General features: G+C 58.1%; 27 protein-coding genes and 1 pseudogene. 17 read left to right on the top strand and 11 right to left on the bottom strand.

Annotation, left to right across the window (positions count from 1 at the left end; translation table 11 throughout):
- Positions 1-138: 138 nt before the first annotated feature.
- A complete protein-coding gene (locus tag ACTJKV_RS03125; RefSeq protein ID WP_062425894.1) occupies positions 139-657 on the bottom strand; it encodes an invasion associated locus B family protein in 519 nt (172 codons plus the stop codon).
- Positions 658-1,024: 367 nt separating this feature from the next.
- On the opposite strand from ACTJKV_RS03125, the gene coxB reads away from it, so the two are divergent.
- The 12 genes from coxB (at position 1,025) to ACTJKV_RS03185 (ending at position 10,637) form a co-directional block, all read left to right on the top strand.
- Positions 1,025-1,885, top strand: a complete 861-nt coding sequence (coxB, locus tag ACTJKV_RS03130; protein WP_062425893.1) for a cytochrome c oxidase subunit II — start codon at positions 1,025-1,027, stop codon at positions 1,883-1,885.
- Between the two features lie 17 nt (positions 1,886-1,902).
- On the top strand, positions 1,903-3,606 hold the full coding sequence (gene ctaD / locus ACTJKV_RS03135; RefSeq protein WP_111847567.1) for a cytochrome c oxidase subunit I: 1,704 nt from the start codon (positions 1,903-1,905) through the stop codon (positions 3,604-3,606).
- 116 nt (positions 3,607-3,722) lie between these two features.
- A complete protein-coding gene (locus tag ACTJKV_RS03140; protein WP_112519221.1) occupies positions 3,723-4,676 on the top strand; it encodes a heme o synthase in 954 nt (317 codons plus the stop codon).
- On the top strand, positions 4,673-4,807 hold the full coding sequence (locus ACTJKV_RS03145) for a hypothetical protein (protein WP_153311095.1): 135 nt from the start codon (positions 4,673-4,675) through the stop codon (positions 4,805-4,807). The genes ACTJKV_RS03140 and ACTJKV_RS03145 overlap by 4 nt, the downstream gene beginning before the upstream one ends.
- A 28-nt stretch (positions 4,808-4,835) precedes the next feature.
- Entirely contained in the window at positions 4,836-5,444 is a 609-nt protein-coding gene (locus tag ACTJKV_RS03150; protein ID WP_112359397.1) for a cytochrome c oxidase assembly protein, read from the top strand.
- A gap of 109 nt (positions 5,445-5,553) precedes the next feature.
- The gene (locus tag ACTJKV_RS03155; RefSeq protein ID WP_062425889.1) at positions 5,554-6,438 is read left to right on the top strand and encodes a cytochrome c oxidase subunit 3; all 885 of its coding nucleotides are present in this window, start codon (positions 5,554-5,556) and stop codon (positions 6,436-6,438) included.
- A 130-nt stretch (positions 6,439-6,568) separates the two neighbouring features.
- The gene (locus ACTJKV_RS03160) at positions 6,569-6,949 is read left to right on the top strand and encodes a DUF983 domain-containing protein (protein WP_062599454.1); all 381 of its coding nucleotides are present in this window, start codon (positions 6,569-6,571) and stop codon (positions 6,947-6,949) included.
- A complete protein-coding gene (locus ACTJKV_RS03165) occupies positions 6,918-7,694 on the top strand; it encodes an SURF1 family protein (RefSeq protein WP_274103915.1) in 777 nt (258 codons plus the stop codon). The genes ACTJKV_RS03160 and ACTJKV_RS03165 overlap by 32 nt, the downstream gene beginning before the upstream one ends.
- A 94-nt stretch (positions 7,695-7,788) precedes the next feature.
- Positions 7,789-8,835 (top strand): 4-hydroxy-3-methylbut-2-enyl diphosphate reductase, encoded by a 1,047-nt coding sequence (ispH, locus tag ACTJKV_RS03170; protein WP_274103914.1) that lies wholly within the window; start codon positions 7,789-7,791, stop codon positions 8,833-8,835.
- A 31-nt stretch (positions 8,836-8,866) separates the two neighbouring features.
- Positions 8,867-9,835 carry a homoserine kinase gene (locus ACTJKV_RS03175; RefSeq protein ID WP_274103913.1) on the top strand — a complete coding sequence of 323 codons (969 nt, stop codon included), beginning with the start codon at positions 8,867-8,869 and terminating at the stop codon, positions 9,833-9,835.
- Entirely contained in the window at positions 9,832-10,275 is a 444-nt protein-coding gene (gene rnhA / locus ACTJKV_RS03180; RefSeq protein WP_062425884.1) for a ribonuclease HI, read from the top strand. Before ACTJKV_RS03175 ends, rnhA begins: the two co-directional genes overlap by 4 nt.
- Positions 10,276-10,331: 56 nt before the next feature.
- A complete protein-coding gene (locus ACTJKV_RS03185; RefSeq protein WP_274103934.1) occupies positions 10,332-10,637 on the top strand; it encodes a Dabb family protein in 306 nt (101 codons plus the stop codon).
- Between the two features lie 83 nt (positions 10,638-10,720).
- Here the strand turns inward: ACTJKV_RS03185 and ACTJKV_RS03190 are convergent, their stop codons facing one another.
- From ACTJKV_RS03190 to ACTJKV_RS03210, 5 genes are all read right to left on the bottom strand, one after another.
- Complete coding sequence (locus ACTJKV_RS03190) at positions 10,721-11,617, bottom strand: metal ABC transporter substrate-binding protein (protein ID WP_111847574.1); 897 nt, start codon at positions 11,615-11,617, stop codon at positions 10,721-10,723.
- Between the two features lie 16 nt (positions 11,618-11,633).
- Positions 11,634-12,506, bottom strand: coding sequence for a metal ABC transporter permease (locus ACTJKV_RS03195; RefSeq protein WP_274103912.1), 873 nt, complete (start codon positions 12,504-12,506; stop codon positions 11,634-11,636).
- A complete protein-coding gene (locus ACTJKV_RS03200) occupies positions 12,503-13,246 on the bottom strand; it encodes a metal ABC transporter ATP-binding protein (RefSeq protein ID WP_274103911.1) in 744 nt (247 codons plus the stop codon). Before ACTJKV_RS03200 ends, ACTJKV_RS03195 begins: the two co-directional genes overlap by 4 nt.
- Before the next feature lie 280 nt (positions 13,247-13,526).
- The gene (locus ACTJKV_RS03205) at positions 13,527-14,012 is read right to left on the bottom strand and encodes a peroxiredoxin (RefSeq protein ID WP_062425879.1); all 486 of its coding nucleotides are present in this window, start codon (positions 14,010-14,012) and stop codon (positions 13,527-13,529) included.
- 86 nt (positions 14,013-14,098) lie between these two features.
- Positions 14,099-14,944, bottom strand: a complete 846-nt coding sequence (locus ACTJKV_RS03210; protein ID WP_274103910.1) for a protein-disulfide reductase DsbD domain-containing protein — start codon at positions 14,942-14,944, stop codon at positions 14,099-14,101.
- A gap of 152 nt (positions 14,945-15,096) precedes the next feature.
- Between ACTJKV_RS03210 and ACTJKV_RS03215 the strand changes: the two genes are divergently transcribed.
- The 3 genes from ACTJKV_RS03215 to ACTJKV_RS03225 all read left to right on the top strand — a co-directional run bounded on the left by ACTJKV_RS03215 (position 15,097) and on the right by ACTJKV_RS03225 (position 17,273).
- The gene (locus ACTJKV_RS03215; RefSeq protein WP_112952189.1) at positions 15,097-15,702 is read left to right on the top strand and encodes a YqgE/AlgH family protein; all 606 of its coding nucleotides are present in this window, start codon (positions 15,097-15,099) and stop codon (positions 15,700-15,702) included.
- A 103-nt stretch (positions 15,703-15,805) separates the two neighbouring features.
- Positions 15,806-15,997 carry a CsbD family protein gene (locus tag ACTJKV_RS03220; protein WP_062425876.1) on the top strand — a complete coding sequence of 64 codons (192 nt, stop codon included), beginning with the start codon at positions 15,806-15,808 and terminating at the stop codon, positions 15,995-15,997.
- A 142-nt stretch (positions 15,998-16,139) separates the two neighbouring features.
- Entirely contained in the window at positions 16,140-17,273 is a 1,134-nt protein-coding gene (locus ACTJKV_RS03225; protein ID WP_111847578.1) for a zinc-binding metallopeptidase family protein, read from the top strand.
- On the opposite strand, the pseudogene ACTJKV_RS03230 reads toward ACTJKV_RS03225, so the two are convergent.
- From ACTJKV_RS03230 to thrC, 4 genes and pseudogenes are all read right to left on the bottom strand, one after another.
- Positions 17,274-20,087: pseudogene (locus tag ACTJKV_RS03230) on the bottom strand (EAL domain-containing protein); the annotation flags it as partial. It lies immediately after the preceding gene.
- Positions 20,088-20,185: 98 nt separating this feature from the next.
- Positions 20,186-20,782, bottom strand: a complete 597-nt coding sequence (locus tag ACTJKV_RS03235; RefSeq protein ID WP_062438376.1) for a GNAT family N-acetyltransferase — start codon at positions 20,780-20,782, stop codon at positions 20,186-20,188.
- 39 nt (positions 20,783-20,821) lie between these two features.
- Positions 20,822-22,120, bottom strand: a complete 1,299-nt coding sequence (locus ACTJKV_RS03240) for a M16 family metallopeptidase (RefSeq protein ID WP_111847579.1) — start codon at positions 22,118-22,120, stop codon at positions 20,822-20,824.
- 21 nt (positions 22,121-22,141) lie between these two features.
- The gene (gene thrC, locus ACTJKV_RS03245; protein ID WP_274103909.1) at positions 22,142-23,539 is read right to left on the bottom strand and encodes a threonine synthase; all 1,398 of its coding nucleotides are present in this window, start codon (positions 23,537-23,539) and stop codon (positions 22,142-22,144) included.
- Positions 23,540-23,794: 255 nt separating this feature from the next.
- On the opposite strand from thrC, the gene ACTJKV_RS03250 reads away from it, so the two are divergent.
- Positions 23,795-24,325, top strand: coding sequence for a PilZ domain-containing protein (locus ACTJKV_RS03250; protein WP_337993159.1), 531 nt, complete (start codon positions 23,795-23,797; stop codon positions 24,323-24,325).
- Between the two features lie 72 nt (positions 24,326-24,397).
- Here ACTJKV_RS03250 and ACTJKV_RS03255 read toward each other — a convergent pair whose 3' ends face one another.
- Complete coding sequence (locus ACTJKV_RS03255; RefSeq protein WP_062438368.1) at positions 24,398-25,081, bottom strand: HAD family hydrolase; 684 nt, start codon at positions 25,079-25,081, stop codon at positions 24,398-24,400.
- Between the two features lie 148 nt (positions 25,082-25,229).
- On the opposite strand from ACTJKV_RS03255, the gene ACTJKV_RS03260 reads away from it, so the two are divergent.
- On the top strand, positions 25,230-25,910 hold the full coding sequence (locus ACTJKV_RS03260; protein ID WP_062438366.1) for a GntR family transcriptional regulator: 681 nt from the start codon (positions 25,230-25,232) through the stop codon (positions 25,908-25,910).
- Positions 25,911-25,931: the final 21 nt, after the last annotated feature.

Genomic DNA, 25,931 nt, shown 5'->3' on the forward strand with positions numbered 1-25,931 from the left:
CGTACTCCAGGCGTCAGCATCCATCATCTATTCATGTGAGATTTAGGTGCTGGGATGAGCCGGCGCAAGCCGCCTCAGGGGTCTGTTTGGGAATTGTCGATCGGGCACAGCGCATCTGTCCGCCAGCCACAGCATACGTCAAGGGAGCGCGTCATAGCCTTCAGCAAAGCCGCTGAGTTCGATCGGAATACCCACGCGATCCTGGTCGACCGATTCACGCAATGCGAAAACCGCGTGCTTTCCCGCACGCAGAACCTTCATCAGCTCATCGTCGATGTCGACTTCCACATAGCAGCCCTCGGAAAAGCAGCGGGTGAAATAGGCACGGCCGATATTGTTATTGTCGATGTAGAGTTCCATTCCATCCTTGAGCAGCACGCCAAGCGGTGCGAGGATGCGAAGAATGCGGGATTTGCGGTCGGCGGTCTTCAGCACGACGACCGAAAGGCCGACTTCCGGGCGGTCGTCGGCAATGACGTTCTGCATCAATGCGCATTGCTCTTCGGACGCGCCCGCGGGCTTGTCGCAGATCACCGACCATGAGCCGTGCGTGGACTTCGGCGTACCAGGCGGCTGCTGGGCGACGCTCGCGCCGGACGCGAGAAGAGAGAAACCGGCGGCGACAAGAGCGGCGCGCGCAATCGGGGGCAGACGCATGGATACCTCTGGAATTCGAATCAGTGCGGCTATTTTGACGTCCGGTGCTGGAAATGAAAGAGCCGGGTCTCTCATTTCCAAGTGAGTACGGCCAAAATAGGACCTGTGGAGGCTTAAATCCAATACGGCCTCAGGAATGATGAGTGCCGTTTTTGGTTTTTCGATATGGTTTCAACGATGCGTGAGTGGGAAAAATTAGGGGGAAGAAAAATGCCACTCTGCAAAAGCTGGGCGATATTGCGGCGGCGGGCAAACTATGATTTGAGTCTAATACTATAAGCATGGATTCTGTGCCTGGGATTGATCATGACCGGGTGCGTGAGGGAGAGGTACCGTGATTACTAGGATTAACGCAGCGTTTGCGGGCATGATCTGTCTGCTCTCGGCTGTCGGCGCCCGCGCTGACCAGCCGAAGGATTGGCAGATGGGATTGCAGGAGGCCGCAACGCCAATCATGCACGAAATTCGTTGGTTTGAACAATATACCCTGTGGTTTATCGTTCCCGTCACGCTTTTCGTTCTCGTCCTGCTCATTCTCGTTGTTGCGAAGTTCAGGGCATCCAAGAATCCGGTACCGTCCAAGACCAGCCACAATACGGCGATCGAAATCATCTGGACGCTGGCTCCCGTTCTCATTCTTCTTTTCCTGGCATTCCCGTCCTTCAACCTGCTCAACGCGCAGCTGACGCAGCCGGAAAATCCTGACCTGACATTGAAGGCAACCGCCACCCAATGGCAGTGGAACTACGAATACCAGGCGGCAGAAGGTTCAGAGCCTCTGGCCTTCGACAGCTACTTGTTGAAGGATGCCGACCGCGCTGCTGCTGGCAAGGAAAACCGCGCGATCTATCCTCGCCTTCTCGCCGTCGATAATGAAATGGTTGTTCCGGTGAACAAGACGGTTCGTCTTCTCGTCACCGCTGCGCCGACGGATGTCATTCATGCGTTTGCGATGCCGGCCTTCGGTGTCAAGATCGATGCCGTTCCTGGCCGTCTGAACGAAACCTGGTTCAAGACGGAGAAAGAAGGACTTTACTACGGTCAGTGTTCCGAGCTTTGCGGCAAGGATCACGCTTTCATGCCGATTGCCATACGGGTGGTTTCCGAAGAGCAATATAAAACCTGGGCTGCTGCCGCTGCTTCTGATTTGAGCGGTGCCAACCGGGCGCTGATGGCTTCTGTGGATGGCGCAAGCGCCCTTCGCGTCGCTGCAAATGAAACCAACTAAGGCAAGGGGTGAGGACAATGGCTGGACATTCCGCACACGACGACCATCACTCTCATGATCGTGCCGCCCATGGCGCGCATGGCGACGATCACGCGCATCACGATCATATGCCGAGCTTTGCGCAGCGTTGGTTCTTCTCGACCAACCATAAAGATATCGGCACGCTCTATCTGATCTTCGCAATCATTGCCGGCATCATCGGCGGCGGCCTTTCGGTCGTCATGCGCATGGAGCTGCAGGAACCGGGCATCCAGATCTTCCACGGCCTGGCAACCATGGTCTATGGCTTCGAAGGTGATGCGGCCATCGACGGCGGCAAGCACATGTACAATGTGTTCACCACCGCGCATGCGCTCATCATGATCTTCTTCATGGTCATGCCCGCCATGATCGGCGGTTTTGCCAACTGGATGGTGCCGATCATGATCGGCGCGCCGGACATGGCTTTCCCGCGCTTGAACAACATCTCCTTCTGGCTGCTCGTGCCCGCCTTCATTCTGCTTCTTCTTTCGCTCTTCGTCGAAGGTCCGGCAGGTGCCTATGGTGTGGGTGGTGGCTGGACCATGTATCCACCGCTATCAACGAGCGGTATGCCGGGGCCGGCGGTCGATCTTGCGATCTTCGCGCTTCACGTTGCCGGTGCATCCTCGATCCTCGGTGCGATCAACTTCATCACCACGATCCTCAACATGCGCGCGCCCGGCATGACGCTGCACAAGATGCCGCTGTTTGCCTGGTCCGTGCTCGTTACCGCCTTCCTTCTGCTTCTGTCGCTTCCGGTTCTGGCAGGTGGCATTACCATGCTTCTGACGGACCGCAATTTCGGCACCACCTTCTTCTCTCCTGACGGCGGCGGCGACCCGATCCTCTACCAGCACCTGTTCTGGTTCTTCGGCCACCCGGAAGTGTATATTCTGATCCTGCCCGGCTTCGGCATCATCAGCCACATCGTGTCGACCTTCTCGCTGAAGCCGATCTTCGGTTACCTCGGCATGGCCTATGCCATGGTCGCGATCGGTGCCGTCGGCTTCATCGTGTGGGCACACCACATGTATACCGTCGGCCTCTCGCTTGAAGCGCAGCGCTACTTCGTCTTTGCAACCATGGTGATCGCGGTGCCGACCGGCATCAAGATCTTCTCCTGGATCGCAACGATGTGGGGCGGCTCGCTGACCTTTACGACACCGATGATCTGGGCAATCGGCTTCATCTTCCTCTTCACGGTGGGTGGTGTTACCGGCGTTCAGCTCGCCAATGCCGGTCTCGACCGTTCGCTGCACGACACCTATTACGTCGTAGCGCACTTCCACTACGTGTTGTCGCTGGGTGCCGTCTTCGCGATCTTTGCTGGCTGGTACTACTGGTTCCCGAAGATCACCGGCTACATGTACAACCAAAAGATCGGCAATCTGCACTTCTGGGTCATGTTCGTCGGCGTCAACCTGATCTTCTTCCCGCAGCACTTCTTGGGTCTGGCCGGCATGCCGCGCCGCTATATCGACTATCCGGATGCCTATGCGGGCTGGAACCTGGTCTCGTCCTACGGCTCCTACATCTCGGCGGTTGCTGTCCTGATCTTCCTCTTCGGCGTCTGGGAAGCCTTCGCCAAGAAGCGTATCGCTGGCGATAATCCCTGGGGTCCAGGTGCCACCACGCTGGAATGGCAGCTGTCGTCTCCTCCGCCGTACCACCAGTGGGAGCAGCTTCCGCGCATCCGCTGAGGCATTTTGTCCGAGCGTTTTGTCCGGCGTAACATGATAGATGTCAGTTTTACGCCGGGCGAAATGAGAAATGGCGCCGCATTGCAATGGGGCGCCTTTCGGGAAAGCAGGAAATAATGACCGTTATTGACAATCACGACACGCTGGCAATCGACTCCGCCTCGCTTTCGGAAGCCGGCGCGCGCGATTACTTCGAGCTCTTGAAACCCCGCGTGATGTCGCTCGTGGTTTTTACGGCCTTTGCCGGACTTATTCTCGCCCCGGGTCAAATCAACCCGATCCTCGGCGTGATTGCGATCCTTTGCATCGCGGTCGGCGCAGGCGCGTCGGGCGCGTTGAATATGTGGTACGATGCCGATATCGATGCGGTCATGTCTCGCACGGCCAAGCGCCCCATTCCATCTGGCCGGATTGCGCCGGGTGAGGCGCTTGCCTTCGGACTGACGCTCTCGGTCTTCTCGGTTGCTATTCTGGGTCTCGCGGTCAACTGGTTTGCTGCCGGTCTTCTGGCCTTCACCATCTTCTTCTATGCCGTCGTCTATACGATGTGGCTCAAGCGCTCGACGCCACAGAACATCGTGATCGGTGGGGCTGCAGGTGCTTTCCCGCCCATGCTCGGCTGGGCTTGCGTCACGGGTAACGTGTCCCTCGACAGCACCATCCTGTTTCTGATCATCTTCCTGTGGACGCCCGCGCATTTCTGGGCCTTGGCGCTGTTCAAGATGCGCGACTACGGCTCCGTCGGCATCCCGATGATGCCGAATGTCGCTGGTGAACGCTCGACCAAGAACCAGATGATTGCCTATTCCGTGCTGACCATGGCGGTTGCCGTGGCACCCTATTTCTCCGGTCTCGCCGGATTGGGCTATGGAATTTTCGCTGCCGTGCTGAGCGTCATCTTCGTCTACTGTTCTATCACCGTTCGGCGCATGCCGGATGGCGATGAAAAGATGATGCCGGCAAAGAAGATGTTCGCTTACTCGGTATTCTACCTGTTTGCGATTTTCTCCGCGCTTCTGGCCGATCATCTCGTGCCGTCCTTTGTCACGATGTTTGGGGGTGCGGCATGATCGAGACCGTAAAGCTCAACGAAGCGCAGAAGAGATCGAGGCGCGGGAGAAATATCGCGCTGGGCCTCACGCTCGCGGCCCTGGTGGTGCTCTTCTACATCATCACCATCATCAAGATCGGCGGTCACTAGACCGGACGACGCTCGGGAGGAGGGAGACATGGCAACAGCTCAAAAGACGACGGGAAGCAGAAAGACGAGCAACGGCTCGATCCTTGTGCTGTGTCTCGTCTTCGTCTGCGGCATGGTCGGCATGGCCTATGCCTCCGTGCCCCTCTACCGCCTGTTCTGCCAGGTCACCGGCTATAACGGCACCACCCAGCGCGTCGAGCAATATTCCGATGTCATCCTCGACAAGACGATGAAGGTGACGTTTGATTCCAACACCTCCAACGGTCTGAACTGGGACTTCCGACCGGTGAACAAGATGGTCGAGCCTCGGATTGGCGAGACGATCCAGGTGACCTTCAAGGCGACCAACCGTTCTCCCGTGGCAACGACGGGGACCGCCGTCTTCAACGTGACGCCGATGGAAGCCGGCGCCTATTTCAACAAGGTGCAGTGCTTCTGCTTCACCGAGACGACGCTTCAGCCGGGTGAGACGCTGGAAATGCCGGTGGTTTTCTTTATCGATCCGGAAATCGTCAAGGCTCGGGAAACGAAGAACATTCATACACTGACCTTGTCCTATACGTTTTACCCGTCGAAAACGGAAAAACCGGTTGCGTCCTTGCCGGCAAAGACGGAACGTGACGAAACGAGACTTTGAGAGAGGGAGGCGTGGTTGCAAGATCGCGCCAGGGAATGAACCGGTCGCCTGATATCAGGTCAGCGAGACGGGTTCGCGAAATTGGGAAGAGCCTTCGGGGATTGATCACATGGCAGATACGCATCAGAAGAACCACGACTACCATATCATAAGCCCGAGTCCATGGCCGCTTCTGGCATCGATCGGCGCTTTCGTGCTGACCTTTGGCGGCATCTGTTACATGCGCTACCTGAATGGCAGTTCCTTCAAGCTGTTCGGCTTCGAACTTGCCAATCCCTGGATGTTCTATATCGGCCTCGTGATCGTTCTTTACACCATGTATGCGTGGTGGGCGGATACGATCAAGGAAGGCGACGAGGGACACCATACGCCGGTCGTCTCGCTGCATCTGCGCTACGGCATGATCATGTTCATCGCCTCGGAAGTCATGTTCTTCGTGGCATGGTTCTGGGCGTACTTCGATGCGAGCCTCTATCCGCATGAAGCCATCCAGGCCGCGCGTCTTGCTTATACGGGCGGTCAGTGGCCGCCGAAGGGCATCGAGGTGATCGATCCGTGGCATCTGCCGCTCTACAACACCATCATCCTGCTGTTGTCGGGAACTTGTGTTACCTGGGCGCACCATGCTCTGCTGCACAATGACCGCAAGGGCATGATAACCGGCCTGGCTCTGACCGTTGCACTTGGCGTGCTTTTCTCGGCCGTACAGTTTTACGAATACGTCCACGCTCCGTTCGATTTCAAGAATTCGATCTACGGCGCGACATTCTTCATGTCCACGGGCTTCCATGGTTTCCACGTCTTCGTTGGAACGATCTTCCTGCTGGTCTGCCTGTTCCGTGCCATCGCTGGCGGGTTCACTCCGAAGCATCACTTCGGCTTCGAAGCAGCGGCGTGGTACTGGCACTTCGTTGACGTTGTCTGGCTTTTCCTCTTCTTCGCCATCTACATCTGGGGCGGCTGGGGCGCGCCACTGGCGGAGACTGGCCACTGAAGAGGCTTGTAGAGGGCGGTGCAATGCCGCCCCTACGCTTGATGGCGAAGGGCAGGTGTCGCTTCATCTAGCGGCGAAATGAGCGCGGCAGGTTGCCGCGCTTCTTGTGTCCAGGGATGGAGGAGCTAGGATGCACGATACTGGAGAGTTCCCTCCCGTCGATCCTATCAAGGTCGGACTGCAAGGCTGCTGCCCCCGCTGTGGGCGCGGCAAACTGTTCGATGGATTTATCAAGCTAAAACCACGTTGCAGCGCGTGCGGGCTGGATTATGCTTTTGCCGACGCTGGCGATGGTCCGGCCGTCTTCGTCATGCTGATCGTCGGTTTTCTGATCATCGGCCTTGCACTCTGGTTCGATTCCGTTTTCGCGCCGCCAGTCTGGCTTCATGCCTTGATCTGGCTTCCCTTGACGGTGATCGTTTCGCTACTTCTGCTGCGCAAGTTCAAGGGTATCATGGTGGCACTGCAATATCGCAACAATGCCAGTGAAGGTAAAATCGACCATGGGTGACCCCGCCGGTCTCAAGCCATCTCACCGGCGCTTATGGTTTGCCGGTCCGCTGGTGCTTTTGTTGCTGATTATTCTGCTGTCGCTCGGCACTTGGCAGGTGAAGCGCCTCTACTGGAAGGAAGCCCTGCTGAGCGAAATTGACCTCCGGGTCCATTCCGCTCCTATTGAACTGAGCGAAATCCAGGCGATCGCCTCGTCGGGTGGTAACATCGAATATCGCACCGTTCGGCTTTCTGGCATTTTCGATCACGCCAGGGAGCGGCACTTCTTCGCCACGCATCAGGGGCAGACGGGCTATTATGTCTATACGCCGCTGACGCTGGATGATGGTCGGGAGATCTTCATCAATCGTGGCTTCGTACCTTACGACATGAAAGATCCAGCCAAGCGTGAGCAGGGGCAGATCGCTGGTCGCGTCACGATCGAGGGGCTTGCGCGCGCGCAGCTTGCGGCCAAGCCATCCATGATGCTGCCCGACAACGACCTTGCCAAGAATATCTTCTACTGGAAAGATATTCACGCCATGGCCAAGAGTGCCGGCGTTCCTGCCGAAAAGCTCGTGCCGTTTTTCATTGATGCCAATGACGCACCCAATCCGGGCGGTTGGCCAAAGGGCGGCGTGACGCTGATCGACCTGCCCAATAATCACCTGCAATATGCGATTACATGGTACGGTCTTGCAGCCGCCCTTGTCTTCGTGGCCGGTTTTGCCTATGTGCGGAGCATGAAAGGCCCGAAGGAGTAGGGCAGCCTCGCTTGCACGGCTTGCTGCTGGCGGGCGACAATCATCGGGCAACGCTTGCGGTGTCTATGAAATGCGGCAGGCGAAAGGAGCAGGAATGAACAAGGCCGTGTCCAAGCCGCCTCTCACTATCAGGCTCTGTGGCCCGCGCGGTTTCTGCGCCGGTGTCGACCGGGCGATCCAGATCGTCGTGCTGGCGCTGAAAGCCTATGGCGCTCCGGTCTATGTGCGCCACGAGATCGTCCATAACCGTTACGTCGTCGAGGGGCTGGAAGCCAAGGGTGCGATCTTCGTCGAGGAACTCAACGAAATCCCTGCCGAACATCGCCAGCAGCCTGTGGTGTTCTCCGCCCATGGCGTGCCGAAATCCGTGCCGGAAGACGCGCAGGCGCGCAACCTCTTCTATCTTGATGCCACATGTCCGCTTGTCTCCAAGGTCCACAAGCAGGCCATGCGCCACCAGCGACTTGGTCGCCATGTCATCCTCATCGGCCATGCCGGCCATCCGGAAGTCATCGGCACCATGGGGCAGTTGCCCGAGGGCACCGTATCGCTGATCGAGACGGTGGAAGACGCAGCGCTTTATCAGCCGCTCGATGCCGAAAACCTCGGATTCGTGACGCAGACGACGCTCTCCGTCGATGATACGGCGGGCGTTATCGCCAAGCTGCAGGAACGGTTCCCGGCCATGCAGGCGCCAGCCGCCGACAGCATCTGCTACGCCACCACCAACCGCCAGGATGCGGTGAAGCAGGCGGCCCCCGGCTGTGACCTCTTCATCGTCGTCGGCGCACCGAACTCGTCCAATTCGAAGCGTCTGGTGGAAGTTGCCTTGCGTGCCGGCGCTCAGCGCTCCGTGCTGGTGCAGCGTGCCGCAGAAATCGACTGGAGCGAAATCGGCGACGTGCGCACCGTAGGCCTATCGGCAGGTGCATCCGCGCCGGAGGTCATCGTCGACGAAATCATTCAGGCCTTTAAAGAACGCTTCGACACGACACTTGATCTTGCCGTAACGGTAGAAGAGACCGAGCATTTTCTGGTGAATCGCGAGCTTCGCAATATTGAACTCACCACCGAAGACATGGCATTCGTCAATGGCAGTGCGAGCGACGCGCTTCCTGCGAAAGCCGCGCTGAACGGCTAATCCTTTTTCATTCCTTTTCAAGAGAATTCCATTGGCAGTTTACACGGACATCACCGAAGACGAGCTGAGACAGTTTCTTGGCCAATATGACGTCGGCGAATTGACCTCCTATAAAGGGATCGCCGAGGGTGTCGAAAACTCCAATTTCCTGCTGCACACGACGAAAGACCCGCTGATCCTGACGCTCTACGAGAAGCGCGTGGAGAAGTCTGATCTGCCCTTCTTTTTGGGACTGATGCAGCATCTGGCCGACAAGGGGCTGTCCTGCCCGCTGCCCCTGCCGCGAAAAGACGGTGCGCTACTAGGCGAGTTGTCCGGCCGGCCGGCAGCGCTGATTTCGTTTTTGGAAGGCATGTGGCTTAGAAAGCCTGAGGCTAAGCATTGCCGGGAAGTCGGCAAGGCGCTGGCGGCCATGCACGTGGCAGGCGAAGGATTCGACATCAAGCGGCCGAACGCTCTTTCGCTCGAGGGCTGGAAGGTGTTGTGGGAGAAGTCCGAAGCCCGCGCCGACGAAGTCGAAAGTGGTCTGAAGGACGAGATCGATCCGGAAATCGCCTTCCTCGCCGCCAATTGGCCGAAGGATTTGCCGTCGGGCGTCATCCATGCCGATCTCTTTCAGGACAATGTCTTCTTCCTGGGCGATGAGCTCTCCGGCCTGATCGACTTCTATTTTGCCTGCAACGATCTTCTCGCCTATGACGTCTCGATCTGCCTCAATGCCTGGTGCTTCGAGAAGGATGGTTCCTATAACGTCACCAAGGGCAAGGCACTGCTTGAGGGCTATCAATCGGTACGCCCGATGAGTGAAGCCGAGCTGGAGGCCATGCCGATTCTGGCGCGTGGCTCCGCACTGCGCTTCTTCCTGACCCGCCTCTATGACTGGTTGACGACGCCCGCTGGCGCTCTGGTGGTCAAAAAGGATCCGCTTGAATATCTGCGCAAGTTGCGCTTTCACCGCTCCATTGGCCATGTGGCCGAATATGGTCTGGTGGAAGAATGAAGCATGTCGATATCTTCACCGATGGCGCCTGTTCGGGCAATCCCGGACCGGGCGGCTGGGGTGCCGTACTTCGCTATGGCGAGGTGGAAAAGGAACTGAACGGCGGCGAGGCGGACACCACCAACAATCGCATGGAACTAATGGCGGCCATTGAGGCGCTCAACGCGCTGAAGGCGCCGTGCGAGGTCGATCTTTACACCGATAGCGCTTACGTCAAGGATGGCATCACCAAGTGGATTTTCGGCTGGAAGAAAAAGGGCTGGAAGACCGCCGACAATAAACCGGTCAAGAATGTCGAACTCTGGCAGGCTCTGGAGACGGCGCGCGAGCGACACAAGGTCACGCTGCACTGGGTCAAGGGTCATGCCGGACATCCGGAAAACGAACGCGCCGATGAACTGGCGCGAAAAGGCATGGAACCGTTCAAACGGCGGTCATGAAGCGATGGTGTAGTCTCGGACCGAGCTGCACAGTCGAAGAGGAGAGACACTTGACGATACTTCACTGCGTATTCCTGCGGTTTAAATCCGCAACCACCACGTCCGACAAACAGGCGATCTATGAGGCAATCATGGCGCTCAAGGACGTCATTCCCGGCATTTCCGACATCAAATGCGGCCAGAACGTATCGTCGGAAGGCTTGAACGGTGGGTTCCTGGATGGCTTCATCGTCACCTTTGAGAGCACAGAAGCGCGAGACGACTATCTCGTGCATCCGGAACACATCGAGGTTGGTGAACGCCTGGCTGGCCTGACCGATGGCGGCCTGGCCGGCATCCTCGTTTTCGACATGGCTGTCTGACCACACGCAGCCAAGTTTCCGACATCGATGATGAATGGCCCTCATCACCCGGCTTGGGGTAACGAGGGCCATTCAGTTTCAAATCAACTGGACTTGTTGATGGCATCGGCGATCTTGTCGACGTTGTAGCGGAACATCTTCTCATATGTCGGTGCAGGGCCATTCGCCTTGGAGAGGGACTCGACATACAGTTCACCGCCGGGGGCAGCGCCCGTTGCCTTGGCCACCTGCTTGACCAGTCTCGGGTCATTCGAGTTTTCGAAGAAATAGGTTTTGACGTGCTCTGCCTTGATCTGCTCGATCAGCTTTGCCACGTCGCCGGCAGAGGCTTCCGTTTCCGTCGAAACGCCGAGCGGCGAGAGAAACGTGACGTTATACTCACGGCCGAAATAACCGAAGGCATCGTGGCTTGTGAGGATCTTACGGCGATCCTGTGGGATGGGATCGAACTTCTGGTGCGCGTAACGATCCAATTCATCGAGCTTCTGAAGATAGGCGGCAGCATTTGCCTTGAAATCATCCTTGTCGGCGGGGTCGGCCGCGGCAAGCGTCGTCTCGATATTCTTTACCCATACCTTGACGTTGACCGGGCTGTTCCATACATGCGGATCGGTCACCGTCTTGCCGTCCTCATCCATCTCGCGCGTCTTGATGCCCTGGGACACATCGACAGGTGTTCCCTTGTAGCCCGACGCGGAAATCAGCCGGTCCATCCATCCTTCCAGACCAAGCCCGCTGACAAAGACGACATCTGCGGCATTCAGGCTTTTCGCATTCGCAGGCGACGGTTCGAATTCATGAGGGTCGCCATCCGGCTTGACCAGGCTGGTAACGGTCACATGCTTGCCGCCCACCTGCTTCACCACATCGGCAAGCACGGTGAAGGAGGCGACGGCTTTCACCTCTCCCGCCAAAGCGGCGGTGGAAAAGGCCATGGCGATGGGAAGTGCGGTAGAAAGAAGGAAGAGGCGTGGTGACATTGGCATTCTCCTAAAATTAGCCCTTTAGATGAGGGCGGGTGAAAATGCGGGAACCAAGGCCCGCTGGCGCAACCAGAATGGAGAGCCCGTAGAGACAGGTGGCCGCGATGATGATGGTTGGTCCGGACGCCGTCTCGAAATGGTAGGAAGCAACGAGGCCCAGATAGCCGGAGGCAGCGGCACTGCCGCTGGCAATCGCCAGCATGGCGGGCAGGCTGCGTGCCCAAAGTTGGGCGATAGCTGCTGGCAGCATCATCAGGCCGACAGCCATCAGTGTTCCAAGCGCCTGGAAACTGGCGACCAGATTGATGACGACGAGCAGCAGGAATGCCACATGATAGATTGGGCCCCGGCCGCCGACGGCGCGTAAGAATCCGGGGTCGAAGCACTCGGTGACCAGTGGTCGGTAGATGATTGCCATCACCACCACCGTCAGCGAAGTAATCGCACCGATCTGATAGAGCGCTGGCGCATCGATCGCGAGGATCGTGCCGAAGAGCACATGCAGCAGATCGACATTTGAGCCGTGCAGGGAGACGATCAGGACCCCAAGCGCCAGCGACGCCAGATAGAAACTTGCAAAGCTCGCATCTTCCTGAAGCGGAGTTACGCGGCTGACGATGCCGGAAAGAAGTGCAACCGAAAGCCCCGCAACGAGACCTCCAAGCCCCATGGCGGTCAGAGACAGCGAGCCGGCCACCAGATAGCCAATTGCCGCACCCGGGAGAATGGCGTGGCTCAGGGCATCCCCCATCAGGCTCATCCGCCGCAGGGCAAGCAGGACACCGATGGGGCTTGCGCCAACCGAGAGGCAAAGGCAGGCGACGAGTGCCCGACGCATGAAGCCGTAATCCTGAAACGGCGCAATCAAGAGATCATAGGCCGTCATGCGGCGGGCTCGCAGATGTCGCTATTCTCGTCCCAACGTTCGGCCATGGCGCGGGCGCGCAGGAGATTGGCGGGTGACATGACATCGGCAGTCGCACCCCAGCCAACGAGGTCGCGGGCGATCAGCAGCGTCTGAGGGAAGTGCGCCCGCACCTGATCGAAATCGTGCAGGACGGCAATCACGGTACGCCCTTCGCCATGCCAGCGCGCGACGATGTCGAGCAGATCCCGGGTCGTTCTGGCATCGATAGCGGTGAAGGGCTCATCGAGCAGAATGACCTTGGCATCCTGCACCAGAAGCCGTGCGAAGAGCACACGCTGAAACTGCCCGGCCGACAGTGAGCCAATCGGTCGTCTCTCGAAGCCCTCAAGACCGACCGCCAACAATGCGTGGCGACCTGCGTTCAACTGCTCAGCCGTGACGCGCCCAAATGCGCCCGCCGCCTTCCAAGCTCCGAGCAATACGGTATCGAGAACGGAAATCGGAAAGCGCCGGTTGATATCGGCGGCTTGCGGAAGATAGCCAAAATCGGAGCGCTTCAAGGAGTGAATGATCCGCCCCTCCGATGGCCGCAACTCGCCGATGATGGATTTGAGCAGTGTGGATTTGCCTGCACCGTTTGGTCCAGCGATGGCCGTCAGGCTTCCGGCATGAAAAGCACCGGAGATATGATGAACCGCCGGATGGCGCTCATAGGCTACGGTGAGGTTCTCGATCTGAAGAACGGGCGTGTCGATCATGGCAAAACCACAGCCCAATAGATCGCGGCCCAAAGAGGCAGGAGGAGCAGGAAAACCAGAAGAATTCGGTGCGCTGCGGATTGGCGCAGCAGGGGGGACGGGAAAAATAAACGCAACATGGCGCGCTCACAAAAATGTTATACCGTTACTGTTATGGTGTAACAATTGAGGCGGAAGAAAGGCGCGCTTCATCAGTTTCTTCGAGCGTCACGATGTCCCTTGAATGCAAAAGGCCCGACGCGATGTCGGGCCAATTTCGATGACGTATCGACCGTAAAGATCAGAGCTGTTCGATCATCGTGGCAGCGGAGGAAACCGTTGCCTGGCCGGGATTTTCTTCGATGTTCAGAGACTTGACCACGCCGTCATCCACTAGCATGGAATAGCGCTTGGAGCGCACGCCGAGACCGCCGCCGGAAAGGTCTGCATCAAGGCCAAGCGCCTTGGTGAAGGACGCGTCCCAGTCTGCGAGGAAGTGGATCTTGCCCTGGCCACCGCTCGATTGAGCCCATGCGCCCATGACGTGCCAGTCATTGACCGCAACGACGGCAATATCGTCCACGCCACGTGCGAGGATGGCGTCACGATTTTCCAGATAGCCGGGCAGGTGGTTCAAAGAGCAGGTTGGTGTGAATGCGCCTGGAACGGCAAAGACGACAACCTTCTTGCCGCTGAAAAGCTCGTCGGTCGTGGTTTCGACAGGGCCATCCGTGGTCTTTTCCTTGAAGGTCGCGGAGGGCAGCTTGTCGCCGATCTTGATGGTCATAATATCGCTCCTGTGGCAATGACGGCGCGACTATAGAGCATGATCGAGAAAACTGTGAAGCCGTTTTCTCGGATAGCTGAGATCCCTTACTGAGCAGGGAAATTCAGCGGTGCTTCCATGGCGCGCGCGCCGGATTTGACCAGAATGTGCCAGCTCTGCCCCTTTGGATTGTAGCTCTTCGGTAGACCCTTGATGTTCATGTAGAAGGAGAGTTTGCGCTTGTCGCGCACCAGGTTCTGCGGCTCGAAATAGGCATAGCCAGATGGCCCGGCGACATAGATGTCGGCCTCTTTCGGCGCTCCCTCGGGCAAATACAGCTCCACGCCGAGCAAGGTCTTGTCCGGCGTGATGTGAAAGTTGACCACCTTGAAATCGTCCGATGGCGCCTCTGGAAGATTTGCCTTGCTCGACTGGATGAAGGCGACCTCGTCTTCCGTTGCCTCTGCCTTCCTGTCGATGTCGAAGCTTGCTTCGAAAGGGATGCAGATATTGAGGCAGACGCCGATGAAAGCCGTCAGCTTTGCCGCGTCGGTGTCATGGCCTGCGCCGGACTGCAAGGTAATCGGAAAGTTCACCGGCTGGTCGTAGCCAATATCGGTGATGTCGTCATTCTTGATCAGCTTCGGCACGGGGAACGACATGGAAGACAGTGTCACGCCGCTTGCCGGGTCGGGCTTCAACTGCGGCGGTATGCCCGCTTCCCCCGGCTCACGCCAATAGGTGATCCAGCCAGGCTTGAGATCGATCTGAAGCACCGCCTCGATTTTTCCGCTGCTATCCGGCGGCAGGCTTACGACGCGCATGCGCCCGCCTTCGCTCGTTGCCCATTCGGTCGTGTCGGCCTTGGCAGCCTCTGCAATGACTATCGTTGAAACAAACGCGATAAAGGCGATCAGAAAGGTGCGAAGGGGGGAGGAGATCGAACGGGTCATACTCTTCGTCTAGCGCAACCCGGGTGAAGCGACCAGTTACGATTTTGTCTCATTCATCATTTTCGGTTGATTGATAGGTCGCTATGCCTCATCCTTACCAAAAGGTGAAACCACACCGGCGTCGCTATGGGGCGCTGAAAGGGGAGGCGCTCTTGGTTTTTTCGACCCTCATGGACAAGAAGGAACGGGGCTTTCTGGATGGTCAGTTTCTGATCGCCATGCCGGGGCTCGCCAACAGCGCCTTTGAGCGCTCTGTCATTTATATATGTGCGCATTCCCAGGCCGGTGCCATGGGGTTCATCATCAACCGCGGCCAGCAGATCACCTTCACCGATGTTCTCCTGCATCTGAAGATCATGGACAGCAACGATGCGATCATGCTGCCCAACCGCACGCGCGACTTTCCCATCCAGTTTGGTGGACCGGTGGAGACGGGCAGGGGCTTCGTGCTTCATTCCGATGATTACTCCAGCGAATCCAGTATTCCTGTCAGCGACGACATCTCGTTGACAGCCACACTAGACATCGTGCGCGCCATTTCGAACGGCCGAATGCCGCAGCGCGCCACCATGTTGCTGGGTTATGCCGGCTGGGCAGCGGGTCAGCTTGAAAACGAAATCGCCAATAATGGCTGGCTGAATTGCCCGGCCTCGGAAGAGCTGATCTTCGACCGGTCTTTGGATGACAAGTATGAGCGCGCGCTTGCTTTGATGGGGGTCGACCCACGCATGCTTTCGGCCGAAGCAGGGCATGCTTGATCTTCGCTTTGAAAGCGTAAGATGACGAGGAACAAAATTATATTCATGACGTTTTCTCCCCGGTAGCCAGCACCGAGCCTGGCATAAACTAGGGAGAATAGTCATGGGTAGCACATCCGATAAGATCGCTGGTAAGGCAAATGAAGTTGCTGGCAAGGTAAAGCAGGGCGTTGGCTCGGCTACCGGCAATGACCGCATGCGCGCCGAAGGTGCTGCTCAGGAAACCAAGGGCAAGGTCCAGACTGCTGCTGGCAAGGCCAAGGATGCCGTCAAGGATACCGTCGACAGAATGTAACAGGAGACGCGCTTCCTCTCAGTGAGGAGGCCGTACCTGAATGACCTCAAAGGTCACAGAGCGCATGTGTTGAAATACGACACATGCGCTCTTCGCTTGCGCAGTCAATTTCCCAATCAATCGTGATGCCCAGGAGATAGGGATGCAACTTTTCTCGTGTGCTGCCTGCGGACAGCCCGTTCACTTCGACAACCGCTCCTGTGTTCGGTGCGGCCATAGGTTAGCTTTCGTACCGGAGACGCTTTCAATGGAAGCGTTGGATCCAGCCGGCGACCCACTCTGGACGCTGGTATCGAAGCCGGATCATCAGGTCCGCTTCTGCGCCAATGAAGTCAACGACATCTGCAATTGGGCAGTCCCAGCCGATAGCGAAACGCCTTTCTGCCCCGCCTGTAACCATAACCGTCTTGTTCCGGATACCTCCACCCAGGACGGCATTGAACAATGGCGACGCCTTAGTCAGGCGCAGCGGCATCTCTTCTACTCGATGTTGCGCTTTAATCTGCCCCACCCGAACCGCGATGCCGATCCGCAGGGCGGCTTGGTGTTCGACTTCCTGGTCGACGAGATCGCTGCGGACGGATCCGTGATCCCCGCCATGACGGGCCATGACGAGGGCCTCATTGCCATCCGTGCGGCCGAAGCGGATGATGTGACGCGTGAGCAGGTTCGTGCCAATATGAACGAGCCCTACCGCACCATGCTTGGCCATTTCCGTCATGAGGTCGGGCACTTCATCTGGAACAAGCTGGTCCGTGACGCCGGCCGTCTCGAAGCGTTCCGCGCTGCTTTCGGTGATGAACGTGAAGATTACGGCGAAGCGCTGAAACGAAATTACGAAGAGGGACCGAAACCGGGTTGGCAGGAAATCTATATCAGCTCCTATGCCTCGGTTCACCCGTGGGAAGACTTTGCGGAGTGCTTCGCCCACTATCTTCACATCGTCGATACGCTTGAAACGGCCCATGCCTTCGGCATTGCCATCGAGCCGGAAGGCCATGAAGACATGGCCACCGAAGTGGCGTTCGACCCCTACCGTGCCCGCAGTGCACAGCGTCTCGTCAATGCCTGGGTGCCTCTCAGCGTCGCACTGAACTCCATGCAACGCAGCATGGGTGAAGCCGATCTCTACCCGTTCGTGCTGACGCCAGCCGTGGTCGAGAAGTTGCAATTCATCCATGACCTCGTGCATGGTAAAATTCCGGCAAACTCTGACCTCAACGCGCCGGCGCCAGTCTCAAACAACCAAGCTTTTCAGCCGCAGGCTGCAGAGTAATCAGGCGCGTTTGAAGACCTGAAAGCGCTCGCGCAGCAGGCGAAGAGCGGCTTCCGGAGTATCCGGCGTGCCGAAAAGGAAGCTTTGCCCGTAATGACAATTCATGCGGGCAAGCTCTGCTGCATCCTCAGGCGTTTCGATGCCTTCGGCCACCACCTGCATTTCAAGTGCACGCGCCATGGCGATGATCGAGCGGAGCAGCACATTCCGCTTGTCGCTGGTATTGGCGATCAGTGCCTTGTCGAGCTTGATGGTGTCGAAGGGGAAGCGGGTGAGATAAGCGAGCGACGAGTAACCCGTGCCGAAATCGTCGAGCGCAAGACTGAGGCCCGTCTCCTTGAGCTTCGCCAGCACAAGCCGCGCCTGCTCAGGATTTTCCATGACGATCGATTCCGTCAGCTCCAGCTTCAGCTGCTGCGGATTGCAGCGCGTCCGCTGTAGCATGCTGCGAACGTCATTGTAGAGTTCGTTGTTCAGCAACTGCGCGCTGGAGATGTTGACGGAGATGAAGATCGGCAGCTTGTCGATGGCATGTTGCCAATCCATCAGATCGTTCGCCGCCCGCTCCAGTGCAAACATGCCGAGCGGCTCGATAAGGCCGGAGGCTTCGGCAATCGGAATGAACTCGCTTGGCGGGATGTTGCCGCGCTTGGGATGTTCCCACCGCATCAGCGCTTCAAATCCGGCAAGATCGCCATTGTCCAGCTTGACGATCGGCTGATAGGCGAGCGTGAGCTCCTTGCGTTCAAGTGCGCGGCGCAGGTCGCTTTCCATCTGCAGACGGTCGGTCCCGGAGGTACGGAAGGCAGGCCGGAACGGCTCGACGCGGTTGCCGCCGGCGCGCTTGGCGCGATACATGGCAAGTTCCGCGTCGCTCAACAGACCGGCAGCACTTTCCTGCTGGTCGATCCAGGAGACGAGGCCGATCGAAGCCGTCAGAATGATCTCGCGATTGGCGAAATTGATCGGCACCATGATGGCCTTGTTCACCGCATCGGCAAAGTCGGCCACGCGCTGTGGGTCGCGCTCCGAGACGAGGATCAGGCCGAATTCATCGCCGCCTAGACGGGCCAGCGTATCCTGCGGTTTTAGAAGACGGCGCAATCGACGTGTCAACGCGATCAGAATGTTGTCGCCAGCAGCAATCCCAAGCGTATCGTTCACGAGCTTATAGCGATCGATATCGATCGCCATCACCGTGGGGCGAACCGTGTCGCCATCTGGCGCCAGGTTCAGCATGGATTGCAGACGGTCGAGGAAGACCTGACGGTTCGGAAGGCCGGTCAGATTGTCGTTCAGCGCGTCCTGCAACAGGCGCTCGACGGAATTCTTCTGTTCCGTAATGTCGGTGATGGTGCCAACGCAGCGGATGATTTCGCCGTTGGAACCGAGAACCGGGCGCGCGCGAATCTGTAGCCAGTGGAAGTGGCCGTCTTCGGCGCGAATACGGAACTCATGATTGAGCCGCCCTTTGCGATGATCCAGCAACACGTCGAGCGTTGCCTTGAACCGATCGCGGTCGTCCGGGTGCAGGCGCGGCAGCCAGTTGCGCGCAGCACCATGCATGGTGCCGGGGTGCAGTCCGAGCTTGATCGAAACGTCTGGCGTGGTGACGATGCGGTCACGCGTCACGTCCCAGTCCCACACCGTATCGCCGCTACCGGTGAGCGCCAGCGACTGCCGCTCGAGATCGGAGAATAGGCCTTGTTGATATGCACTTCCGGCGAAGGCATGCTGAATAACGGTAAAGCCGATCAAGAGCACGATCAGTACGAGACCGCCGCCGAGTGCCGGCTGAATGATGTCATTGTCCAGCTGTCCGGTGACCGTCAGCCAGCCGCCGAAGAGCCAGACCAGGATCAACGCCCAGGAAGGCACGAGCAGAATGGCACGGTCGTAGCGGTTGAAGCCGAGATAGATGATCAGCACGATCCCGACCGTGGCCGTCAACGCGAAGGAGACACGCGCGATACCCGACGCAATGGACGGATCATAGATTGCCACGCCGAAAAGCGCGCCCAGCCCGATGATCCAGGCGAATGTCGCGTAACCCAGATGCGCGTGCCACCGGTTCAAATTCAGATAGGTGAACAGGAAGACCACGAAGCTGGAGGCGAGCGCCACTTCGGCGCCCGCCCTCCACATTCGCTCGTCGCTTGAAGTCACGGTGATCAGCTTTTCGAGGAAGCCGAAATCCACGCAGATATAGGCAAGAACCGCCCAGGCGAGTGCTGCCGAAGCCGGCAGAACCGAGGTGCCCTTGACGACAAAAAGGATGGTGAGAAGGACTGCGAGAAGACCGGCAATCCCGAGCACGATGCCGCGGTAAAGCGTAAAGGCGTTGATCGTGTCCTTGTAAGCTTCCGGCTCCCACAGGTAGAGCTGTGGCAGTTGCGGCGTGGAAAGCTCGGCCACAAACGTGATGACAGCACCGGGGTTCAGCGTGATGCGGAAGACGTCGGCATCGGGGCTTGGTTGGCGATCCAATGCGAAGCCTTCACTCGGGGTGATGGCGATGATGCGCTGCGAGCCGAGATCGGGCCAGAAGAGCTTGGAATTGACGAGACGAAAGTGCGGCGCGACGATGACGCGCTCAAGCTGTTCTTCCGAAACGTTGGCAAGCGCAAACACAGCCCAGTCGCCCTGGTGGGCGGGAGAGCTTGCGCGCACTTCGATACGCCGGCGAATACCGTCCGGCCCGGGTGCGGTCGAAACCTGGAAGGCCTCGCCCTGGTTGGCGTAGATATCGGTGGTCGCGGTCAGATCGAGCGCGTTGTCGTCTCGGGAAATCTTGACCGGCTCGAAGGCAAGAGCTTGGCTGGAGAAGATGGCGCAGAAGCACAACAGCGCTGTGGCACATGCTTTCGCCGGTAGATGTTTCAACAGGCGCGACACGAGGCTCATATATGTCATCAATCTCGCTCAGTCCTGCCGGAACCGTGTTTATCGGCAATCAGCGAAAACATGACGTGGTCCCGCCACTCGCCGTTTATTTTCAGATATTCGCGCAAGAGGCCTTCCCGCTGAAAGCCGGCATTTTCGAGCAGCCGGATGCTTTTGAAGTTGTCTGGAATACAGGCTGCCTCAATACGGTGCAACTGAAGTCCATTGAAGATATAGGGTATTACCAGTTTTAATGCGGCAGACATATGGCCGTGACGCGCATGGGCTTCGCCCATCCAATATCCGATCATACAGCTCTGCGCCGCACCCCTGCGGATGTAACCGATGGTGATGCCGCCAATCAGCGTTCCATCCGCAAGGAACAGCAGAAGCGACACGGCCGTGCCGGAGGAAAATTCCTGATTGTTGCGGGTCACGCGCACCCGAAACGAGCTTTCGGTCAGTTCGTCGCTGCGCCAGGTCGGCTCCCATGGCTGAAGAAAGCTGCGGCTGTCCGAGCGCAGCCTGTGCCACTGCCGGTAATCCGAATATCGCGGCAGTCTCAGCAGATAATGTGCGTTGCGAAGTTCCGGCGTATCGCTGTTGCGGGAGAGAAAACGCAGCATCTAGTCATCCAACACCATGCTGCGGATCAGTCTCTGCCGTCAGCCGTTTGCCGTTATCTTCATGGATGGCGCCGCGGAAAGCCCCGCCGTGATGTCAGACAGCGGCGCGAGATTTTCCAGGGGACCGATTGCCGATAAGGTCGGAACTTTATCGAAAAACAGACGCCCTGCAAGATCGGTCAAGCGCTCACGGGTGATGTCTCCAAGACGCGTCATCATCTCGTCATTGGGGATCGGACGACCGTAGAGCATCATCTGGCGAGCGATCTGACCGGCACGCGCTGCCGGGCTTTCCTGGCCCATCAGCAACTGCGCGCGGATCTGCGCGCGAGCGCGGTCGATTTCTTCCTGATGGATGACCTCGGAGGACTTGCGCAGTTCCTCGGTGATAACCGGAACCAGTTCCGCCAGATCGCTGCTGCCGGTTGCTGCATGAATACCGAAAATGCCGGTATCGGAAAAACCCCAATGGAAGGCATAGACCGAATAGCAGAGACCGCGATATTCACGCACTTCCTGGAAGAGGCGAGACGACATGCCGCCGCCGAGAATGTTTGCGAGAATCTGCGAGCAGTAAAAGTCACGGGCGTGATAGGCCTTGCCCTCGAAGCCCAGCAGGATTTGCGCATCCATGAGATCGCGCGTCTCGCGGATTTCGCCACCGGTATAGATGGCTTTCTCGATGATCGGCGTGGCCTCCGGCTTTTGCGGCAGGCTGGAAAAGCGCTGCTCGACCTGCTTGACGAAGGTTTCGTGATCGACAGCGCCGGCCGCGACGACGAATATCCGGTCCGTCGTATAATTGCGACCGAGATAATGACGGATCTGCGCGGTGGTGAAGGACTGCACCGTCTCCGGTGTGCCGAGGATCGGACGGCCGATCATCTGGTCGCGATAGGCGACGCCGGAAAAATTGTCGAAAACGACGTCATCGGGTGTATCGGTGGCAGCACCGATTTCCTGCAGGATGACGTTCTTTTCGCGTTCCAGTTCCGCCTCGTCGAAAGCGGACTCGGTCAGGATATCGGCAAGGATATCGACTGCCAGCGGAACGTGATCCTTCAGCACGCGGGCATAATAGGATGTTGTCTCGGTGGATGTCGCGGCGTTGACTTCGCCGCCGACATTCTCGATCTCCTCGGCGATCTGCCGGGCGGTACGGCGCGCCGTACCCTTGAAGGCCATATGCTCGAGCAGATGCGCGATGCCGTGCTCGTCATCCGTCTCGTTGCGCGAACCTGATTTTATCCACACGCCGAGAGCAACGCTTTCGAGGTGAGGCATTCTTTCGGTGACGACTGTCAACCCGGACGAAAGCCGGGTTACGTTCACATTCATTTCCACGTCTTTCCGCGTTGGTCAGTCCTTGGCGCGAGCATGCTTGCCGATGAAAGTTTCCACGGCCTCAAGCTCTGCTTCCAGGACGTCGAAACGCTCCTCCCGGTTCATAAGATCAGCAAGCCATACTGGTAGGGCAGGATCGATTGCGCAAGCGGATTTTACGGCGTCAGGGAATTTCGCCGGATGCGCGGTGGAAAGAACGACCATCGGACTGTTTGTTTTTTCGTACTTTTTCGCCACGTGAACGGCCGTTGCCGTGTGCGGATCGAGCAGATAGCCGGTCTCGCTCAGCGTGTCGCGAATGGTCGCGGCGACCTGCTTTTCGGTCGCGCGACCTGCGCGGAAGTCGCGCTTGATCATCTTCATGGCCGCTTCGGAGATCTGGAAGGCGCCGGATTGCTTCAAACCATCCATTGAGCGCTTAATCTCGTTTGGTTCGCGATCATAGGCTTCGAACAGCAGGCGTTCGAAGTTCGACGAAATCTGGATATCCATGGATGGCGAGGTAGTGGCCTGAACGCCGCGCATCTCGTAACGACCCGTCTTCAGCGTGCGGGCAAGGATATCGTTGTCATTGGTGGCAATCACCAGCTTGTCGATTGGCAGGCCCATCTGCTTGGCCACATAGCCAGCAAAAATATCGCCGAAGTTGCCGGTCGGCACGGTGAAGGAGACCTTGCGGTCCGGCGCACCCAACGAAATCGCGGCGGTAAAGTAATAGACCACCTGCGCCATGATGCGCGCCCAGTTGATCGAGTTGACACCGGAAAGCTTGACACTGTCGCGGAATTTCGCGTCGTTGAACATGTCCTTGACGAGGTTCTGGCAGTCGTCGAAGTTCCCGTTGATCGCAAGCGCATGCACATTCGAAGCAGTGGAGCTGGTCATCTGCCGCTGCTGAACCGGCGACACCTTGCCATGCGGGAACAGGATGAAGATGTCGGTGCGATCTCTACCGGCAAAGGCATCGATGGCCGCGCCGCCCGTATCACCGGATGTCGCGCCGACGATCGTAGCACGTTGCCCGCGTTCGGCGAGCGTGTAATCCATCAGGCGGGCGAGGAGCTGCATGGCGACGTCCTTGAACGCAAGCGTCGTGCCGTGGAAAAGCTCGAGGATGAAGCTGTTCGGTCCAGTCTGGACCAGAGGCGCGACCGCCGGATGACGGAAGGTCGCATAGGCCTCATCGATCATCGAACGAAAATCCTTTTCCGGAATTTCGCCGCCGGTGAAGCGATAGAGAACCTCGAAAGCGACCTCCTGATAGGTCTTGCCTCGAAGGGCGCGAATTTCCTTCTTCTTCATCGTCGGCCACTCGCTTGGAACATAGAGGCCGCCATCGCGCGCCAGGCCAGCCAGCAGCGCATCGGAGAAACCAAGCGAAGGGGCGCTGCCCCTGGTCGAAACATATTTCACGGAAATCGTCCTTCGTCGTCGTCACCAGTCAAGCCGTAGGAACCGCTTTGTGCGGGAATCTCGTCCATTTTGCAAAAATGGCGCAAATCCGAATGCAACCATCGATTTTTTCCGGCGCCGCTGCTATAGACCATCGCCGACAGGCAAGGAAGGCCAATAAATAGCATCTCCGGCCTGTTGCGGAATTGTTTTAGAGGGTGGAACACAGTGACAGGGACTATTTTGCGTTTATCCGCCGCAGCATCGCTGCTTGCCATGCTTGCGGGTTGCAATTCTTCCAATCCGTCGGACTCGCTGGCGGTCAATCCGCCTGCTACGCAGGCCGCAACCGCCCCCGTCGTGCAGGCGAACTGCCCACCCATTACTGTGCTCGATACCAATGCCGTCCATCAGGTCTATGCCGGAGCCAAGGGTGATCCGAGCAAGCTCGTCTATCAGGCGTCCTTATCGGACACCACGCGCTCATGCAGCATGAATGAGTCCACGCTGACCGTAAACGTCTTCGCGCAAGGCCGTGTGGTTCCAGGACCTCTCTCCAAGCCAGGTCGTGTCAATCTGCCAATCCGTGTAACGGTCAAAGATGGCGACGGCGAAATCTTCTCGCAGGTCACCAGCCTTGGCGTCGATGTTCCGGCAGGTACGGCAGGCACCCAGTTCATCTTCAACAACCCGAACGTTGCCATTCCGAATGGCCCGAGCGGTGCGTCGAAGCAGACCAACGTCTTCATTTCATTTGATGAAGGTGGTGCCAAGGCTAGCGGCAAAAAGGGCGGTCGCAGGGGCTGAGATCAGACCCGACTGCCGGAAAATTTTTATCGAAGCCGGATCGCCTTATGCGGTCCGGCTTTTTTGATGGGTTCAGATCGCCCACTCGGACAGTGCAGCAATCGTTGCCGGCAAATCCTGCATGCGGGAGATGACGGTTTCGGCGCCCGCGTCGGTCAGCTTGTCCGCATGGCTGGGATAGCTGTGCGATGCGCCGGTAAAGCCGATGACGCGCATGCCGGCCGCCCGCGCACCTGTGATACCGTGGACGGAATCTTCGATCACCACCACCCTGTCGGGCGAGACGGCGAATTGCTTGGCGCCGTGAAGGAAGATGTCTGGCTTCGGCTTGACGCGGTCTGCGCCGAGATCTTTTGCGGAATAGACATGGCTTTCGAAATAGGGCTTAAGGCCGACCTTGGTCAGCATCATGTCGAGCCGGGCGCTGGACGAATTCGAGCAGATGCAGCGCTGTGTCGTCAGCCGCGACAGCGCAAACTTCACGCCTTCGATGACTTTGACATCGCGTGCCAGGCGGGCATCCAGAAGCTTTTCGGATTTGTCGAGGAGCGTGGCCGAAATCGGAATGCTCGCCTCGCGCTCAACCTCAAGCAGGATGTTCTTCCAGGTCATGCCGGAGAAGCGCTCGCCCATTTCCTCAACGGAGATCGGGTAGCCGGCCTCCGTCAACAGGCGGGATTCGACCTGTGCAGCGATGATTTCCGAATCGACCAGAACGCCGTCGCAGTCGAAAATGATAAGGTCGAAGCCGCTCATATGCGCTCCCTTGATGTCGATGAAGGAATGGGATGGGGTTGGCGGCTTTTAGACCAATTGAAGCACAAGCTCAACCGGTTGGAATGCAGGGGAGCTTGCGGCTTATCGCATCGCTCGACAATTCTCCAACCTCGCCCTATGTCAGGTCATGGTCAAGATTCCAAAAGCCAAGCCGGATGATACGATTGCCGCCAAGATCAGCCGCACGCTCGCCGAGCGTATTGTGCGCGGCGAGTTTGCGCCTGGCGAAAGGCTGCGGCAGGATCATATTGCCGAGGAATTCGGTGCCTCTCATGTGCCGGTGCGGGAAGCCTTTCGTCGGCTGGAAGCGCAAGGCCTTGCCGTCAGCATTCCGCGCCGAGGCGTTCGCGTGGCCGATTTCGGCCTTGCAGATGTGCGAGAGGTCGCGGAAATGCGTGCGGCGCTTGAAGTGCTGGCGCTCCGCAACGCCATCCCCAACCTGACTACGGCTATTCTCGATGAGGCAGAAGCCGCGACGCATGAGGGTGACGATGCGCAGGACGTTCGCCGATGGGAAGAGGCAAACCGACGCTTTCACCGGCTGATCACCGCACCCTGCAACATGCCTCGATTAATGGAAGCGATCGACGGATTGCATGCAGCCAGCGCCCGCTTCCTGTTCTCTGCCTGGCGTGCGGGCTGGGAGCGCCGCACCGACACCGATCATCGTGCGATCATCGACGCACTTCGCGGCGAGCGGGCCGAAGAGGCCATCCGCATTCTCCACGGCCACGTGCAGTGGATTGGCCGGACGGCCGTGCGCACACCAACGGGATCCACGCGCGACGCTTTCGCTATCGTCGGCTAAGCTCGAGCGCGGCTTTCAAAA

The organism is Agrobacterium sp. 22117, assembly GCF_052045735.1.
Taxonomy (GTDB): Bacteria; Pseudomonadota; Alphaproteobacteria; order Rhizobiales; family Rhizobiaceae; genus Agrobacterium; species Agrobacterium cavarae.